The sequence below is a fragment of the Streptomyces sp. NPDC001410 genome (assembly GCF_042895235.1).
Lineage (GTDB): Bacteria > Actinomycetota > Actinomycetes > Streptomycetales > Streptomycetaceae > Streptomyces.
The window spans coordinates 142537-155735 of sequence record NZ_JBIAWE010000022.1 but is presented as its reverse complement, the minus strand read 5'-3'; the positions used below and the strand labels follow the sequence as shown (position 1 = coordinate 155735).

The following is a 13199-nucleotide window of genomic DNA, read 5'->3' as shown; positions in this document are numbered from 1 at the left end:
CGTGTGATGCCTACAGCCACGGGCCGAGGTCCGGGGCGGCGCTCAGGGGGTGGGGGCGGCCGGCGAGCCAGGCGGTGACGTCGGCGAGCGGCGCGCCGGCCACCTCCGCCGGGAGCTCCGCGAGGCCGCGCCCCGCGCGGATGTCGTCGCGGAGCGCGGCAAGGAAGTCGTCCGGCAGGTCGACGAAGTCCACCCCGGTGTCGAGGTCGACGGCGTGCACGTATGCCTCGCGGGCGCGGAGCCACGGGATCTCGGTGGCCGGCACGGTGCGGCCCTGGGCGGTGACGACCTCGCGGTCCCACTGCCCGGGGGTGAGAGCCGCGATCGCGTTCTCGAGGCGGGTGGCCGAGTCGCGCAGCCGGCCGAGCAGCACGGCGGCCGGCAGGGCGGCGCCGCGCTCGATGCCGGCGGCGCGCTCCTCGGGCGAGGCGTACATGGGGGTCTCCTCGCCGGTGGCCGCCCAGTGCACGAGGTTGCCGAGCGCGTCGGCGTTGGCTGCCACGTGGGCCACCAGGTGGCGCCGGGTCCAGCCCGGCAGGCCGGTCGGCTCGTCGAGGGCGGTCGCGTCGAGGCGGGCCGCCGCACCGAGGAGCAGGTCGGTGCCCTGCCGCATCCAGCGCCGGGCGTCCTGCGCCGTACGGCTCATGCCTTCACCACCTTGTTGGTGCAGGCGCCGAGTCCCTCGATCTCGGTCACGACGGTCTCGCCGCCGAGCAGGTAGACCTTCGGGTCGCGTGCGTGGCCGACCCCGGCGGGGGTGCCGGTGGCGATCAGGTCGCCGGGGTTGAGCCGGACGACCGTGGAGACGTACCGCACCAGGTGCACGGGGTCGAAGAGCAGCGTGCCGGTGTTGTCCTCCTGCATGACCTGCCCGTCGACGACGGTGCGCACCCGCAGCGCCGGGCGGACCCCGCCGGGCAGCTCGTCGGGGGTGACGACGTAAGGCCCGACCGGGGTCGAGGAGTCCCAGATCTTGCCCTGGGTCCACTCGATGGTCCGGAACTGCCAGTCGCGCACCGACACGTCGTTCATCACCGTGAAGCCTGCGATGGCACAGGCCGCCTCCTGCTCGGTGGCGCGCCGCACCGGCTTGCCGATGACGACGACCAGCTCGACCTCCCAGTCCAGGGCGTCGGTCTCGGCGGGCTTGACGATGTCGTCGCCCGGGCCACAGAGGGTGTCGGCGAACTTCGGGAACAGGGTCGGGTACGCCGGCAGCTCGCGCCCCATCTCCTTGATGTGGTTGGTGTAGTTGTGGCCGACGCAGACGACCTTCGACGGCTGCGGCACGACGGGGGCGAGATCGGCGCCGTCGACGGCGTACGTCGGGCCGGTCGCCGTGGCGGCGATCGACTGCCAGTCGGCCTGGGCGAAGAGCTCCCCGAGGTCGGCATGCCCGAGGTCGACGAGGGTGTCTCCGTCGAGGCGGACCGCGCGGGTACCGGCGGGTGTGCGGAGGGTGGCGAGCTTCATCGGGTGCACTCCTGACGGTCGAGGTGGAGCGCCTCGAAGACGGGCGCGTCGGAGAAGCGGAAGAGGTCGAGGGCGCCGGAGTCGGAGTCGGACGACCCGGCCTCGGAGCGGGCGGAGAAGGGCACCCAGGACGGCACCACGAAGAGGTCGCCGCGGGTGACCGACCAGGTGCGGTCGCCGACGGTGACCGTGCCGGCGCCGTCGAAGACCTGGTAGACGCTGGAGCCGGTCTCGCGCACCGGCGCCGTCTCGGCACCGCGGGCGATCCGGTGGAACTCCGCGCGGATGGTCGGCAGTACGTCGCCGCCGGTGTGCGGGTTGCTGTAGCGGACGGCCGCGTGGCCGGGCTCCCCCGTCCCGGCGTACCCCTCCTTCTCCAGCGCGAGCTGGTCGGCGAGGGCACGGTCGGTGAACTCCCACTTGTACGCCAGCAGCGGGCTGCCGGGGGTGGGGGCCGGGGCGCCGAGCGGGCGGAGACCGGGGTGGCCCCACAGCCGCTCGGAGCGGGACCGCTCGGGGGTGGTGCGCTCGGCGTCGCTGATCTCGTCGCGGCCGAACTCGAAGAACTGCGCCTCGGTGGCGTACTGGAACGGGATGTCGAGCCCGTCGATCCAGGCCATGGGCTGGTCGGTCGCGTTGTGATGGGCGTGCCAGTTCCAGCCGGCCTGGGGCAGGAAGTCGCCGCGGTTCATCGGGACCGGGTCACCGCCGACGACGGTCCAGACGCCCGAACCCTCGACGACGAAGCGGAACGCGTGCTGGGTGTGGCGGTGCTCGGGGGCGTCCTCGCCGGGCATGAGGTACTGGATCGCGGCCCACAGCGTCGGGGTGGCGAAGGGCCGGCCGCCGAGGCTCGGGTTGGCCAGCGCGATCGCGCGGCGCTCGCCGCCGCGGCCGACCGGGACCAGGTCGCCGGCCTGCTCGGCCAGGCCGCGCAGGCTTTCCCAGCGCCACAGGTGCGGCACGGCACGGGAGCGCGGGTGGGCCGGCATCAGGTCGCCGATCTCGGTCCACAGGGGGACCAGGAGCTCCTGTTCGAAGGCACGGTAGAGCTCCTTGAGCGCCGGGGTCACGTCGGGCTGATCGGGGGCCGTCTCCGCGCGGAGACGGACGGGCGAGGTGGTCATCTCGGGGTCCTGATCGGTTCGGGGGTCATTCGGGGGTGTTTCGGGGATCAGTGGACGAGGTCGCCGAGGGGCTCGGCCGTGCGGGCGGGACGGCTGAGGCGGTAGGTCGCGACGAGCAGTACGGCGGACAGTGCGGAGGCGCCGGCGAAGAGCAGGAAGTTGGAGCTCACGCCGTAGCCGCCTTCGAGCAGCCGGCCGGCCATGGTCGGGGCGATCACGGCGCCGATCCGGCCGGCGCCGAGCGCGAACCCGAGGGCCGTGCCGCGCAGGATCGGCGGGTAGTGGCCGGCGATGGCGGAGATGATGAGGCACTGGGTGCCGTGGGTCCCGACGCCGGCGAGGATCAGCGCGCCGTACACGACGAGGATCGAGGACGGGTAGGTCACCAGCGAGGCCAGCCCTACGGCGGCGCAGGCGGCGCCGATGACCGCGCTGCGCAGCGGGCCGATCCGGGTGGCCGCCCAGGCGGTGACCGCGGAGCCGGCGACCGCGCCAAGGTTGAGGGCGAGCAGATAGGTGAGAGGGTCGCTGCCGAGGTCGAAGCGCGGCTCGCTGGCTGTCAGCTTCGGCAACCACGTCCCCAGTCCGTACCACGCGAAAAGGGTCGCGACCGTGGCGAGGCCGAAGAGCAGCGTGGCCGGCAGGAACGGCGGGCGCAGGAGGCTGCTCAGCGCCGGGCGGAACTCCGGGGCGGCGTCACGGGCGTCCTCGGCCACACTGAGGCCGTAGCGCGCCTCGACGGTCCGGGCCTCGTCGGCGCGGTCCTTGCTGCGCAGCCAGGCCGCCGACTCCGGCAGCCACCGGGCGAGGGCCGCAACGAGCACGAAACCGACGAAGGCGAAGAGGTAGAGCGCCTCCCAGCCGAGCGCCGGCAGGACGGGGATGCCGACGAGCGCGGCGAGCGCGCCGCCGATGGGGACGCCGGACATCATCACGGTGGCCCCGACCGAGCGGAAGCGGGCCGGGACGAACTCCGCGGCGAGCGCGTTCGCGGACGGCACCAGGCCGCCGAGGCCGATGCCCGCGACGAAGCGCAGGAGGCCGAAGACCTCCGCGTTCGGCGCGACGCCGCACAGGCCGGTGAAGAGCGTGAACCAGGTGACGCAGGCGAGGATCGTGCGACGCCGGCCCAGCCGGTCGGCGAGGTTGCCGGCCGACAGGGCGCCGACGAGCATGCCGGCGAACGCGAGGCTGCCGACGTTGCCGGCCTCGGCCGGGGTGAGATTCCAGCCCGGCTCCTTGAGCAGGGCCGGGATGGTCGTGCCGTAGACGATGAGGTCGTAGCCATCGAAGACGACGATCAACCAGCACAGCCCGATGACAAGGACGGCGGGCCGCCAGTGCACGGCCACTCCGATGGGGCCGCTCGTTGGTGTGGTCATGGTCACAACGTGCCTGCTAGCCTCGCAGGCGGAACAGTAGATTCCGCAGAGCAGAATCGAGGAGCCGGATCACCATGGCGCGCGAGCTCAAGCAGCCCCCGGCGTACGCCATCGCGTCCGTCGACCACGCCCTGCGCCTGGCCACCATGCTGCAGCTCGAGGGCTCGCTCACCGTCGCCGAGGCGGCCGACCGGCTGGGCATCGCGCGCTCGACCGCGCACCGGCTGCTGCAGATGCTCGTCTACCGCGACTTCGCGGTGCAGGACGCGAGCCGCACCTATCTCGCCGGGCCGGTGCTCGAGCTCGCCGCGCACTCGCGGTCGGACACCTCGCATCTGCGGGCGGTCGCGCTGCCTCACCTGCGCCGGCTGGTCGATGTGGTCGACGAGTCGGCGAACCTCGCCATCCGCACCGGTGCCACCGCTCGTTTCATCGCCTCGGTCGAGTGCGGCCAGGCGCTGCGCGTCGGGTCGCGCGAGGGGATGGTCTTCCCGGCCCACCGCACCACCGCCGGACTGCTGCTCCTCTCCGAACTGCCGGCCGCCGAGCTGGAGGAGGTGTACGGCGAGGAACGCTACGCCGAGAGCCCCGGCGACCGCCCCGACCTCGCGAAGCTACGGGCCGAGCTCGCCCGCCTTCGCCGCAACGGCTTCGCGCTCAACCAGGGTCGCTCCGAGCGGGGCATCGTCGCCGTCGGAGTGCCGGTGCGTGGGGCCGACCACGCCATGCTCGCCGGCATCTCGGTCTCGATGCCCAGCGTCCGCTACGACCGGCACCGGCTGCCGACGCTGGTGGCGATGCTGCACAAGGCCGCGGGCGCGGTGGAGGCGGAGCTGACGACGGCAGATTCCGAGCACGGGGCTCGATCCTGAAAGGTGCCTGATCGCCTTCGATCACCCAGGACTCGCACCTGCGGCCCATGCGCCCGCCACGGGTCAACCCGACGTGACCGGCAGCATGTCAGGGGACAGTGCCGCCGCTCGCGCCGTCGCGCTCGTCATCCGCTTGCGATGATGACGACGGCACAGCACCTCGTAGCCGACCTCGCCCGCGGACTGGTTGACGTCGCCGACGACCACCTGGGCGCCTTCCACGACCATCTCGCCGCCTATCGTGCGGGCGTTGTGCGTGGCACGGGCACCGCACCAGCACAGCGCCTCGACCTGCAGCACCTCGATGCGGTCGGCCAGCTCCACCAGCCGCTGGGAGCCCGGGAAGAGCTTGGAACGGAAGTCGGTGGTGATCCCGAAGGCGAAGACGTCCATTCCGAGGTCGTCCACCACGCGGGCGAGCTGGTCGATCTGCTCGGGCGCGAGGAACTGCGCCTCGTCCGCGATCACATAGTCCGCGCGCCCGCCCTGCGAGAGGTGCTCGACGAGGTAGGCGTACAGGTCCTGGCCGTCCTCGACCTCCACCGCGTCGGTGACCAGGCCCAGCCGGGAGGACAGCTTGCCCTCGCCCGCCCGGTCGTCCCGGGTGAAGATCATGCCGGCCAGGCCGCGCGCGGAGCGGTTGTGCTCGATCTGCAGAGCCAGTGTCGACTTCCCGCAGTCCATCGTTCCGGAGAAGAACACCAGCTCGGGCATGAGGAGTTGAGCACCTTTCGGGGAGTGGTCACAGGGCGGGGCGGTTCAGGAGCGTACTTCGAGCAGCGGGACCAGCTGCTCGGCGGGGGTCATCGAACCGTGGTTGCCGGCCAGCGACGACTCCTTGGGCTCCTGCTCGGAGGCGATGATCAGGACGTCGTCGTGCGCGGCCGCGACCACGTCACCGATGCGCGCGTACACCCGGTCGTCCACCTGCGGCCCGAACCAGCCCGCCGCGATCGCCTCGTCCCGCGAGGCCACCCAGAACTGCTCGCCGAGCACCTCGCGCCAGACGGTCAGTACGTCGTTCTCGGCGCCCGGCACCGCGTACACGTGCCGCGCCCGCCCCTCCCCGCCGAGCAGGGCGACTCCGGCGCGCAGCTCCCAGTCCTCGTCGAAGTCGATGCGGTGCTGCTCGTCGAAGGGGACGTCGACCATGCCGTGGTCGGCGGTGACGTACAGCGCGCTGCGCGGGGGCAGTTGCTCGGCGAGGCGCTGGGCGAGCCGGTCGACGTACATGAGCTGTCCGCGCCAGGTGTCGGAGGCGACGCCGTAACGGTGTCCGGCGCCGTCCAGCTCGGCGTAGTACGTGTACACCAGGGAGCGGTCACCGGCGGCCAGTTGCTCGGCGGCGAGGTCCATGCGGTCCTCGCCGGTGAGCCGTCCGTGGAAGGTGCCGCCACTGAGCGCGATCTTGGTCAGCGGGGTGTGCTGGAAGGTGGGCGAGGACACCTGGGCCGAGTGCACCCCGGCCTCGTGGGCCAGCTGGAAGACCGTGGGGTACGGCTGCCAGGGGCGAGGGTCGGTGTACGGCTGCCAGCGGAGCTGGTTCATCAGCGCGCCGGTGGCCGGGTTGCGGACGGTGTAGCCGGGCAGTCCGTGGGCGCCCGGGGGCAGGCCGGTGCCGACGGAGGCCAGGGAGGTCGCGGTGGTCGCCGGGTAGCCGGCGGTGAGCGGGCGTCCGGTGCCGCCGCGCGAGCTGCCGAGCAGCGAGGTGAGGAAGGGGGCCTCGTCGGGGTGCGCCCGCAGCTGCTCCCAGCCGAGCCCGTCGACCAGGAAGACACAGGCCCGGTCCACCGGGGTCAGTTCCGTGATCGTGGCGGTGGTGCCGGGGACGCCGAGGCCGGCGGCCAGGGTGGGCAGGAGGTCGGCGAGGGAGCCACTGCCGTACTCGGGCAGCGGTGCGGTGTCGAGGGCGAGCGGTTCCGGGTGGTCCCAGGAAGACAAGGGCTGGGCCATCAGCGCGTGAGGTCCGCGGTCGCCTCGGAGATGGCCTGCGCGAAGGCGAGCGTCTGGCGCACCGTCTCCGGGCCGTCCCCGGCCTCGCTGACGCGCAGGCTGAGGTCGTCCGCCGTGGAGTTGCCCGTGTAGCCGTGGTCGGCCTCGCAGTTGGGGTCGCCGCAGGCGGCGGGCTCCAGGTCGATGCGGCTGACCGCGCCCCAGCCGATGGTCAGCACGACCTCGCGGGGCAGCGTGCCCGGCGTGTACTGCTCCGGGTTCGCGACGACCCGGCTGACCACGACCGACGAGATCCGGCCGAGCTTCACGGACTCCGTGGACGTCGTGGCGTACGGCGTCGGGGAGGTGCTGTCGGCGGCCTGCTCGTCGGTGTGGCTGACGATGAACCGGTTGCCGGTGAGGACGAGCACGGTCACATGCCGCCGCACCTCGTTCTGGTCGAACGTCGTCTCCTGGTGGACCAGGTACGACCGGATCGGCTCGCCGCCCACAGCGGCCTCCACCGCCTCGGACACGAGGGCCGGGTAGTAGCCGCTGCGCTCGATCGCCGTGCGCAGCCCCTGGGTCGTCGTACTGGTCTTGGCCATGGCGTCCATCTTAATCCGTGGGCAAGGGGGGTCCGGGCCAGTTGCGAGCACCTGTGGCGGCCCTCGCACCCGTGCGCGAGTGCCGCGGGACGAGCCCCGACAGGATGTCCAGGCCCTCGGCGGCGATCAGGCAGGAGGCGGGTTCGGGCCCGCCGGCATCCGCTTCGAACGCGACGACGACGGGCGGTGCTTCGCCCAGGGCGCGCACGAGGCGCGCGGTCTCCTCGGCCGTGGGCGCGCGGAAGACGGGGTCCTGGAAGCTGTGCGGACAGCAGACGAAGACCGCGTCGACGAAGACCAGCTCCAGGCCGTGGTGATAGGTGAGGTCGTAACCGGCGGCCAGCCGCAGCTGCCCGCCGTCCCAGACGATCACTTCCCAGTCCCACCAGCTGCCGTCGGGAAGCCGGTGGCCGGCGATCTCCATGCAGCCCCCCTCCCCCCTCAGTAGGCCGGCAGTGTGCGCGGGCCGAGGTCGTCGCGGGCGGGGGGCGGGGCGAGCCGGAGGGTGGCGCCGAGGACGCTCACGCCGTGCTGGGCGACGACGACCGGCTCCAGGGTTACGGCGACGACCTCGGGGTGGTCGTCCACCAGCCGGGACACCCGCAGCAGCAGCTCCTCCAGCGCGGGCGTGTCCACGGGCGTGGAGCCGCGCCAGCCGAACAGCAGCGGCGCCGTCCGGATCGACCGCACCAGCGAGGTCGCCTCGCGGTCGGTGACCGGGATCAGCCGGTGCGCCATGTCTCCGAGCAGCTGCGAGGCGGCCCCGGCGAGGCCGAAGGACAGCACGGCCCCGGCGGCCGGATCGATCACCGCCCGTACGACCGTGTCGACACCCCGGGGTGCCATCCCCTGCACCACCGGCCGCAGCTCCTCGGGCTGCCCGAACAGCTCGGTCAACTCGGCGTAGGCCCTGCGCAGTTGCTCCTCGTCCGCCAGGTCGAGGCGTACGCCGCCCAGGTCGGCCCGGTGCCTGAGGTGCGGGGCGGTGGCCTTGAGGGCCACGGGGTAGCCGAGGGTTCGGGCGGCCTCGGCGGCGGCGTCCGGGGTGGGGGCGGCCAGCGCCCGGCGCACGTGGATGCCGTACTTCTCGAGCAGCTCGCAGGTGTCCGCCTGCCCGATCGTGAGCCCCTGCCCACGCTCCAGCAGCCCTCCGATCAGCTCGGCGGCCCCCTTCTCGTCGATGTCGTCGTACTCCGGCACCCTGCCCGGATCGGCGGCCTCCCGCCGCCACTGGCCGTACTTCACGGCTTCGGCAAGGGCCCGGACGGCGCGCTCGGCGGCGGGATAGGCGGGGATGAGGCGGGAGTCGGCGCCTTCAGGGGTGGGGTCTACCGGGCTTTCAGGGCTTTCGGGAGGGGCTGCCGCTGTGGTGGGCAGTCGGTCCGCGGGGTGGAACGGGTGGGCAACGCCCTCGACGCCGGGCGCCTTCGCGAGGGCTTGTGGTGACGTACTGGCCGCAGCCGACAACGCCTCAGCAAGCCCTCCCAGCTCCACGTGCACCACGAGCACCGGCTTGCCCGGAACGGCAGCCGCAGCCGACCGAAGCGCCTCCGCCAGCTCCGCGTCCCCCGGCGATCCCTCTCCGATCGCCGGGATCGCCGTGACGACGACGGCGTCACACGTCTCGTCCGCCAGCGCCCGCGACAGCGCCCGATGGAAGTCCTGCGCCGTCGCCCCGGTCGTCAGGTCCAGCGGCGGCGACGGCCGCAGCCCCTCCGCGAGACAGCGGTCGTACGTCAGCACGCCGAGCGACTCGGAGTTCCCGACGATCGCCACGCGCGGCCCCGCGGGCAGCGGCTGCCGGGCGAGCAGCAGCCCCGCGTCGACCAGTTCGGTGATGGTGTCCACCCGGATCACGCCGGCCTGCCGCAGCAGCGCGGAGACGGTCGCGTGCGGCAGCCGGGTGGCCCGTACCGCGTGCCCCTGCGGCGCGGAGCCGACCCCCTGCACGACGACCAGCGGCTTCGCCGCCGCCGTGCGCCGGGCGAGGCGGGTGAACTTGCGCGGGTTGCCGATGGACTCCAGGTACATCAGGACGACGTCGGTCTCCGCGTCGTCGTACCAGTACTGGAGGACGTCGTTGCCGGACACGTCGGCCCGGTTCCCGGCGGACACGAAGGTGGACACCCCGGTGACCCCGGTGACGCCTCCCCCGCGCCGGTGCAGCCGGGACAGCAGCGCGATACCGATGGCCCCGGACTGGGTGAACAGGCCGATGCGGCCCGGGCGGGGCATCTCGGGGGCGAGCGAGGCGTTCAGCAGGACGTCCGGCGCGGTGTTGATGACGCCGAAGGCGTTCGGGCCGATGATCCGCATGCCGTACGCGCGCGCGAGCTGGACCAGGGCCCGCTGCCGCTCGCGCCCCTCTGGCCCGCTCTCGGCGTACCCGGCGGACAGCACGACCAGTCCCTGCACCCCGTGCTCGCCGCACTCGGAGACGACCGCGGGCACGTGCTCGGCCGGTACGGCGACGACGGCGAGGTCCACCGGGCCCTCGATGTCCCGCACCGAGCGGTACGCGGGCACCCCGTCGACCTCCTTGAGGTCCTCGGGGAAGGCCTTGTTCACGGCGTACAGACGGCCGGGATGGCCGGCGTCCCGGATGTTGCCGAGGACGCTGCGGCCCACCCCGCCGGGCGCGCGGCCGACGCCGACGACCGCGACGGAGCCGGGTGCCAGCAGCCGCCGTACCGAGCGGGCCTCGGCGCGCTGCTCCCGCGCGCGCTGCACCGCGAGGGAGCGGTCGGTGGGTTCGAGATCGAACTCCAGACGTACGACGCCGTCCTCGAAGCTGCGCTTCTGCGTGTACCCGGCGTCCGTGAACACCTTGATCATCTTGGTGTTGGCGGGCAGCACCTCGGCGGCGAAGCGGCGGATCCCGCGCTCGCGGGCGACGGCGGCGATGTGTTCCAGGAGGGCCGAGGCGACCCCACGGCCCTGGTGGGCGTCCTGCACCAGGAAGGCGACCTCGGCCTCGTCGGCGGGCGCGGAGGCGGGCAGACCGTCGGCACCAATGCGGTCATAGCGTACGGTGGCGATGAACTCGCCGCCGATCGTGGCGGCAAGTCCCACCCTGTCCACAAAGTCGTGGTGCGTGAAGCGGTGGACGTCCTTGGCGGAGAGTCGTGGGTACGGCGCGAAGAAGCGGTAGTACTTCGACTCGTCCGAGACCTGCTCGTAGAAGCTGACGAGGCGATCGGCGTCATCAACGGTGATGGGCCGGATGCGCGCGGTACCCCCGTCGCGCAGCACCACGTCCGCCTCCCAGTGGGCGGGGTACTCGTGCCGGTCCTGCCGGTCCGCCGGGCTCTGCATGGGCCCCAGAGTAAGGCTCGCGTACGACAACGGCGCGAGGCAGTCTGTGCAGGACGGAAGTCGGACCGAGGCCGCGGCCCGACGGCACACCGGAGCGGGACGAAGGACCGTTCCGGGCACGCTTTGCGATATGGGAAACTGGTCTAGACAACCCTGAACACCGAAGGGCAGCAACACATGGCTGAGCGCCGCGTCAACGTCGGCTGGGCCGAGGGCCTCCACGCCCGCCCCGCATCCATCTTCGTCCGGGCCGCCACGGCCGCAGGTGTCCCGGTGACGATCGCCAAGGCTGACGGCAACCCCGTCAACGCGGCCTCCATGCTGGCCGTCCTGGGCCTGGGTGCCCAGGGCGGCGAGGAGATCGTCCTCGCCTCCGACGCCGAGGGCGCGGACATCGCCCTGGACCGTCTGGCCAAGCTGGTCTCCGAGGGCCTGGAAGAGCTCCCCGAGACCGTCTGAGGTATGCCAGGAAGCCGCGTCGCCCTTTCCGGGTGGCGCGGCCTCCGCCTTTTTGGCGCCCGGTCCGGGGAATTCACCACAGGCACACCGAAGGCACACGACCGCGAATTCACGGCGCGCCGGGAAAAGGGCAGCGGAAATACCCGCCCGCCGAATATCCCCTCTTTGTATACGGCGCCCGTGTTAATGCCGCAGGCTCTGCATGTTTACGGCATGTTGCGAGTTCCTCACACGTTCGGAGCGGTCCCCGCCCGAGGTGAACCGCAACCGGTGCGCGCCCGTCGAGCGCTCCGTGTGCATCGCCGTGATCGCCCGCGCGCGCTCGCTGTCACCGCGTGCCACCGCGTCCACGATCGCGCCGTGCTCCGCCCAGGAGTCCACCGGACTCGGCGGCGCCTCCACCGTGTACATCCAGGCGATCTTGTGCCGCAGCTGGGTCAGCATCGAGGACAGCGAGGGGCTTCCGGAGGCCTGCGCCAGCGTCTCGTGGAACCAGCCGCCCAGCGAGCGCAGATCGTCGCTGCTGCCCCGCCTGGCCCGCTCCTGGCCCAGCCGGACCAGCCCTCGCAGCACCTTCAGATGGGCCTCGGTGCGCCGCTGGGCGGCCCGGGAGGCGCCGAGCGGCTCCAGGAGCGTGCGCATCTCCAGCAGGTCTGCGGCCTCCTGCTCGGTCGGCTCGGCCACGCACGCGCCCGCGTGCCGCCGGGTCACCACGAAGCCCTCCGCCTCCAGGGTGCGCAGGGCCTCACGGACAGGGACGCGCGAGACGCCGTAGCGGCGGGCGAGGACTTCCTCGGTGAGGCGGCCGCCGCGCTCGTAGACACCCGCGACGATGTCGTCCCGGATCGCCGTGCACACCGAGTGCGCCGGAATACGCATGACCGACCTCCGCTTTAATCCCCGTGAAACGTCGACGATGGACGCATGTTCCGTGACTCTATTGCAATGAGCCGGAATTTCCGACGGCAGGCCGGAATCCATGGATATTTTTTGGACAGCGGATGCCGCAGGCACTGCGAAAAACGGCGAAAGCCCCGGCTCGTGAGCCGGGGCTTCGGGATGTCGTGCGCCGGAGCGTCAGACGTTCACGCCGTGCTGGCGGAGATAGGCGATCGGGTCGACGTCCGAACCGTACTCGGAGGTCGTACGGGCCTCGAAGTGCAGATGCGGTCCGGTGACGTTGCCGGTCGCGCCGGACAGGCCGATCTGCTGGCCCGGGAGGACCTTCTGGCCCACGACGACGCCGATGGACGACAGGTGGCCGTACTGGGTGTACATGCCGTCGGCCATCCGGATCACGATCTGGTTGCCGTACGCGCCGCCCCACCCGGTGGAGACGACCGTACCGGAGCCGACCGCGTGGACGGACGTTCCGCTGGCCGCGTGGAAGTCGATGCCGGTGTGGGAACCGGAGGACCACAGGGAGCTGCTGGCCTTGTAGCCGGTGGAGACGTACGAGTGCGCGATCGGGGCGACGAAGGCGTTCAGGCGCTTGCGCTCGGCCTCTCGCGCGGCGCGGGCCTGGGCCTCGCGCTCCTTCTTCGCCTCCATGGCGGCCACCTTGGCCGCGGCCTCCTCGGCCGCCTTCTGCCGGGCGGCCACCAGCTGGGCCTCGGCCTGCGCGTCGATCTGCTCGGCGACCGAGTCGCTGGCGGTGATGACCGGGGTGAGGCCGGTGTCCTCGACGGAGTTGTCCGCGGCGAGCGCCGGGCCGGCCGCCAGGGTGCCGACGACACCGGTGGTGGTGAGGGCCGCGACACCGGCCGCCTGAACGGTGGTGCGCTTGACCCGGCCGGGCTTGCGGTGCTTCCCGGTGGCGTACATGAACGCCATGAAGTTGCTGGTCCTTTCCTTCCCTCTCGCCTACCGGGTTAGCTGACGGGTTCGGAGCAGGAAGGTCTCCTACGGACCCCCTCGCCGGTGCGCGGGCGTCCGATTCACCCCAGGGACTGCGGTGGGTCCCCGGCTCCCCTGGCTCGCGCCGTGGGGGGACTCGGCGATGACTGTCCGGTGCCGCGGGCGCGGCGCACT

General features: G+C 72.5%; 13 protein-coding genes and 1 riboswitch. Of the genes, 2 read left to right on the top strand and 11 right to left on the bottom strand.

Features of this window, described 5'->3' with window-relative positions:
• Positions 1-10 precede the first annotated feature (10 nt).
• The 4 genes from ACFY3C_RS37950 to ACFY3C_RS37935 are packed head-to-tail and all read right to left on the bottom strand — an operon-like array spanning position 11 to position 3982.
• Positions 11-646, bottom strand: coding sequence for a maleylpyruvate isomerase N-terminal domain-containing protein (locus ACFY3C_RS37950; protein WP_390774067.1), 636 nt, complete (start codon positions 644-646; stop codon positions 11-13).
• A complete protein-coding gene (locus ACFY3C_RS37945; protein WP_390774066.1) occupies positions 643-1473 on the bottom strand; it encodes a fumarylacetoacetate hydrolase family protein in 831 nt (276 codons plus the stop codon). Before ACFY3C_RS37945 ends, ACFY3C_RS37950 begins: the two co-directional genes overlap by 4 nt.
• Positions 1470-2600 carry a cupin domain-containing protein gene (locus ACFY3C_RS37940; RefSeq protein WP_390774065.1) on the bottom strand — a complete coding sequence of 377 codons (1131 nt, stop codon included), beginning with the start codon at positions 2598-2600 and terminating at the stop codon, positions 1470-1472. Before ACFY3C_RS37940 ends, ACFY3C_RS37945 begins: the two co-directional genes overlap by 4 nt.
• 47 nt (positions 2601-2647) lie before the next feature.
• The gene (locus ACFY3C_RS37935) at positions 2648-3982 is read right to left on the bottom strand and encodes an MFS transporter (RefSeq protein WP_390774064.1); all 1335 of its coding nucleotides are present in this window, start codon (positions 3980-3982) and stop codon (positions 2648-2650) included.
• Between the two features lie 74 nt (positions 3983-4056).
• On the opposite strand from ACFY3C_RS37935, the gene ACFY3C_RS37930 reads away from it, so the two are divergent.
• Complete coding sequence (locus tag ACFY3C_RS37930) at positions 4057-4854, top strand: IclR family transcriptional regulator (protein ID WP_390774063.1); 798 nt, start codon at positions 4057-4059, stop codon at positions 4852-4854.
• Positions 4855-4917: 63 nt separating this feature from the next.
• On the opposite strand, the gene ACFY3C_RS37925 is transcribed toward ACFY3C_RS37930, so the two are convergent.
• The 5 genes from ACFY3C_RS37925 to ACFY3C_RS37905 are packed head-to-tail and all read right to left on the bottom strand — an operon-like array spanning position 4918 to position 10709.
• Positions 4918-5568, bottom strand: a complete 651-nt coding sequence (locus ACFY3C_RS37925; protein ID WP_390774062.1) for a thymidine kinase — start codon at positions 5566-5568, stop codon at positions 4918-4920.
• A gap of 45 nt (positions 5569-5613) precedes the next feature.
• Positions 5614-6807, bottom strand: coding sequence for an alkaline phosphatase family protein (locus ACFY3C_RS37920; RefSeq protein ID WP_386575875.1), 1194 nt, complete (start codon positions 6805-6807; stop codon positions 5614-5616).
• Positions 6807-7403: a DUF5998 family protein gene (locus ACFY3C_RS37915; protein ID WP_386575876.1), complete on the bottom strand. Its 597-nt coding sequence runs from the start codon at positions 7401-7403 to the stop codon at positions 6807-6809. Before ACFY3C_RS37915 ends, ACFY3C_RS37920 begins: the two co-directional genes overlap by 1 nt.
• Position 7404: 1 nt before the next feature.
• Positions 7405-7818, bottom strand: coding sequence for a hypothetical protein (locus ACFY3C_RS37910; protein WP_390774061.1), 414 nt, complete (start codon positions 7816-7818; stop codon positions 7405-7407).
• Between the two features lie 17 nt (positions 7819-7835).
• A complete protein-coding gene (locus ACFY3C_RS37905; RefSeq protein ID WP_390774060.1) occupies positions 7836-10709 on the bottom strand; it encodes a GNAT family N-acetyltransferase in 2874 nt (957 codons plus the stop codon).
• A 177-nt stretch (positions 10710-10886) separates the two neighbouring features.
• On the opposite strand from ACFY3C_RS37905, the gene ACFY3C_RS37900 reads away from it, so the two are divergent.
• Positions 10887-11168, top strand: coding sequence for an HPr family phosphocarrier protein (locus ACFY3C_RS37900; protein ID WP_071381868.1), 282 nt, complete (start codon positions 10887-10889; stop codon positions 11166-11168).
• A 183-nt stretch (positions 11169-11351) separates the two neighbouring features.
• On the opposite strand, the gene ACFY3C_RS37895 is transcribed toward ACFY3C_RS37900, so the two are convergent.
• Together ACFY3C_RS37895 and ACFY3C_RS37890 are read right to left on the bottom strand one after the other, a co-directional pair.
• Positions 11352-12047, bottom strand: a complete 696-nt coding sequence (locus ACFY3C_RS37895; protein ID WP_386575878.1) for a GntR family transcriptional regulator — start codon at positions 12045-12047, stop codon at positions 11352-11354.
• A gap of 198 nt (positions 12048-12245) precedes the next feature.
• A complete protein-coding gene (locus tag ACFY3C_RS37890) occupies positions 12246-13001 on the bottom strand; it encodes a M23 family metallopeptidase (RefSeq protein ID WP_390774059.1) in 756 nt (251 codons plus the stop codon).
• 12 nt (positions 13002-13013) lie between these two features.
• A riboswitch (cyclic di-AMP (ydaO/yuaA leader) is annotated at positions 13014-13177 on the bottom strand.
• Positions 13178-13199: the final 22 nt, after the last annotated feature.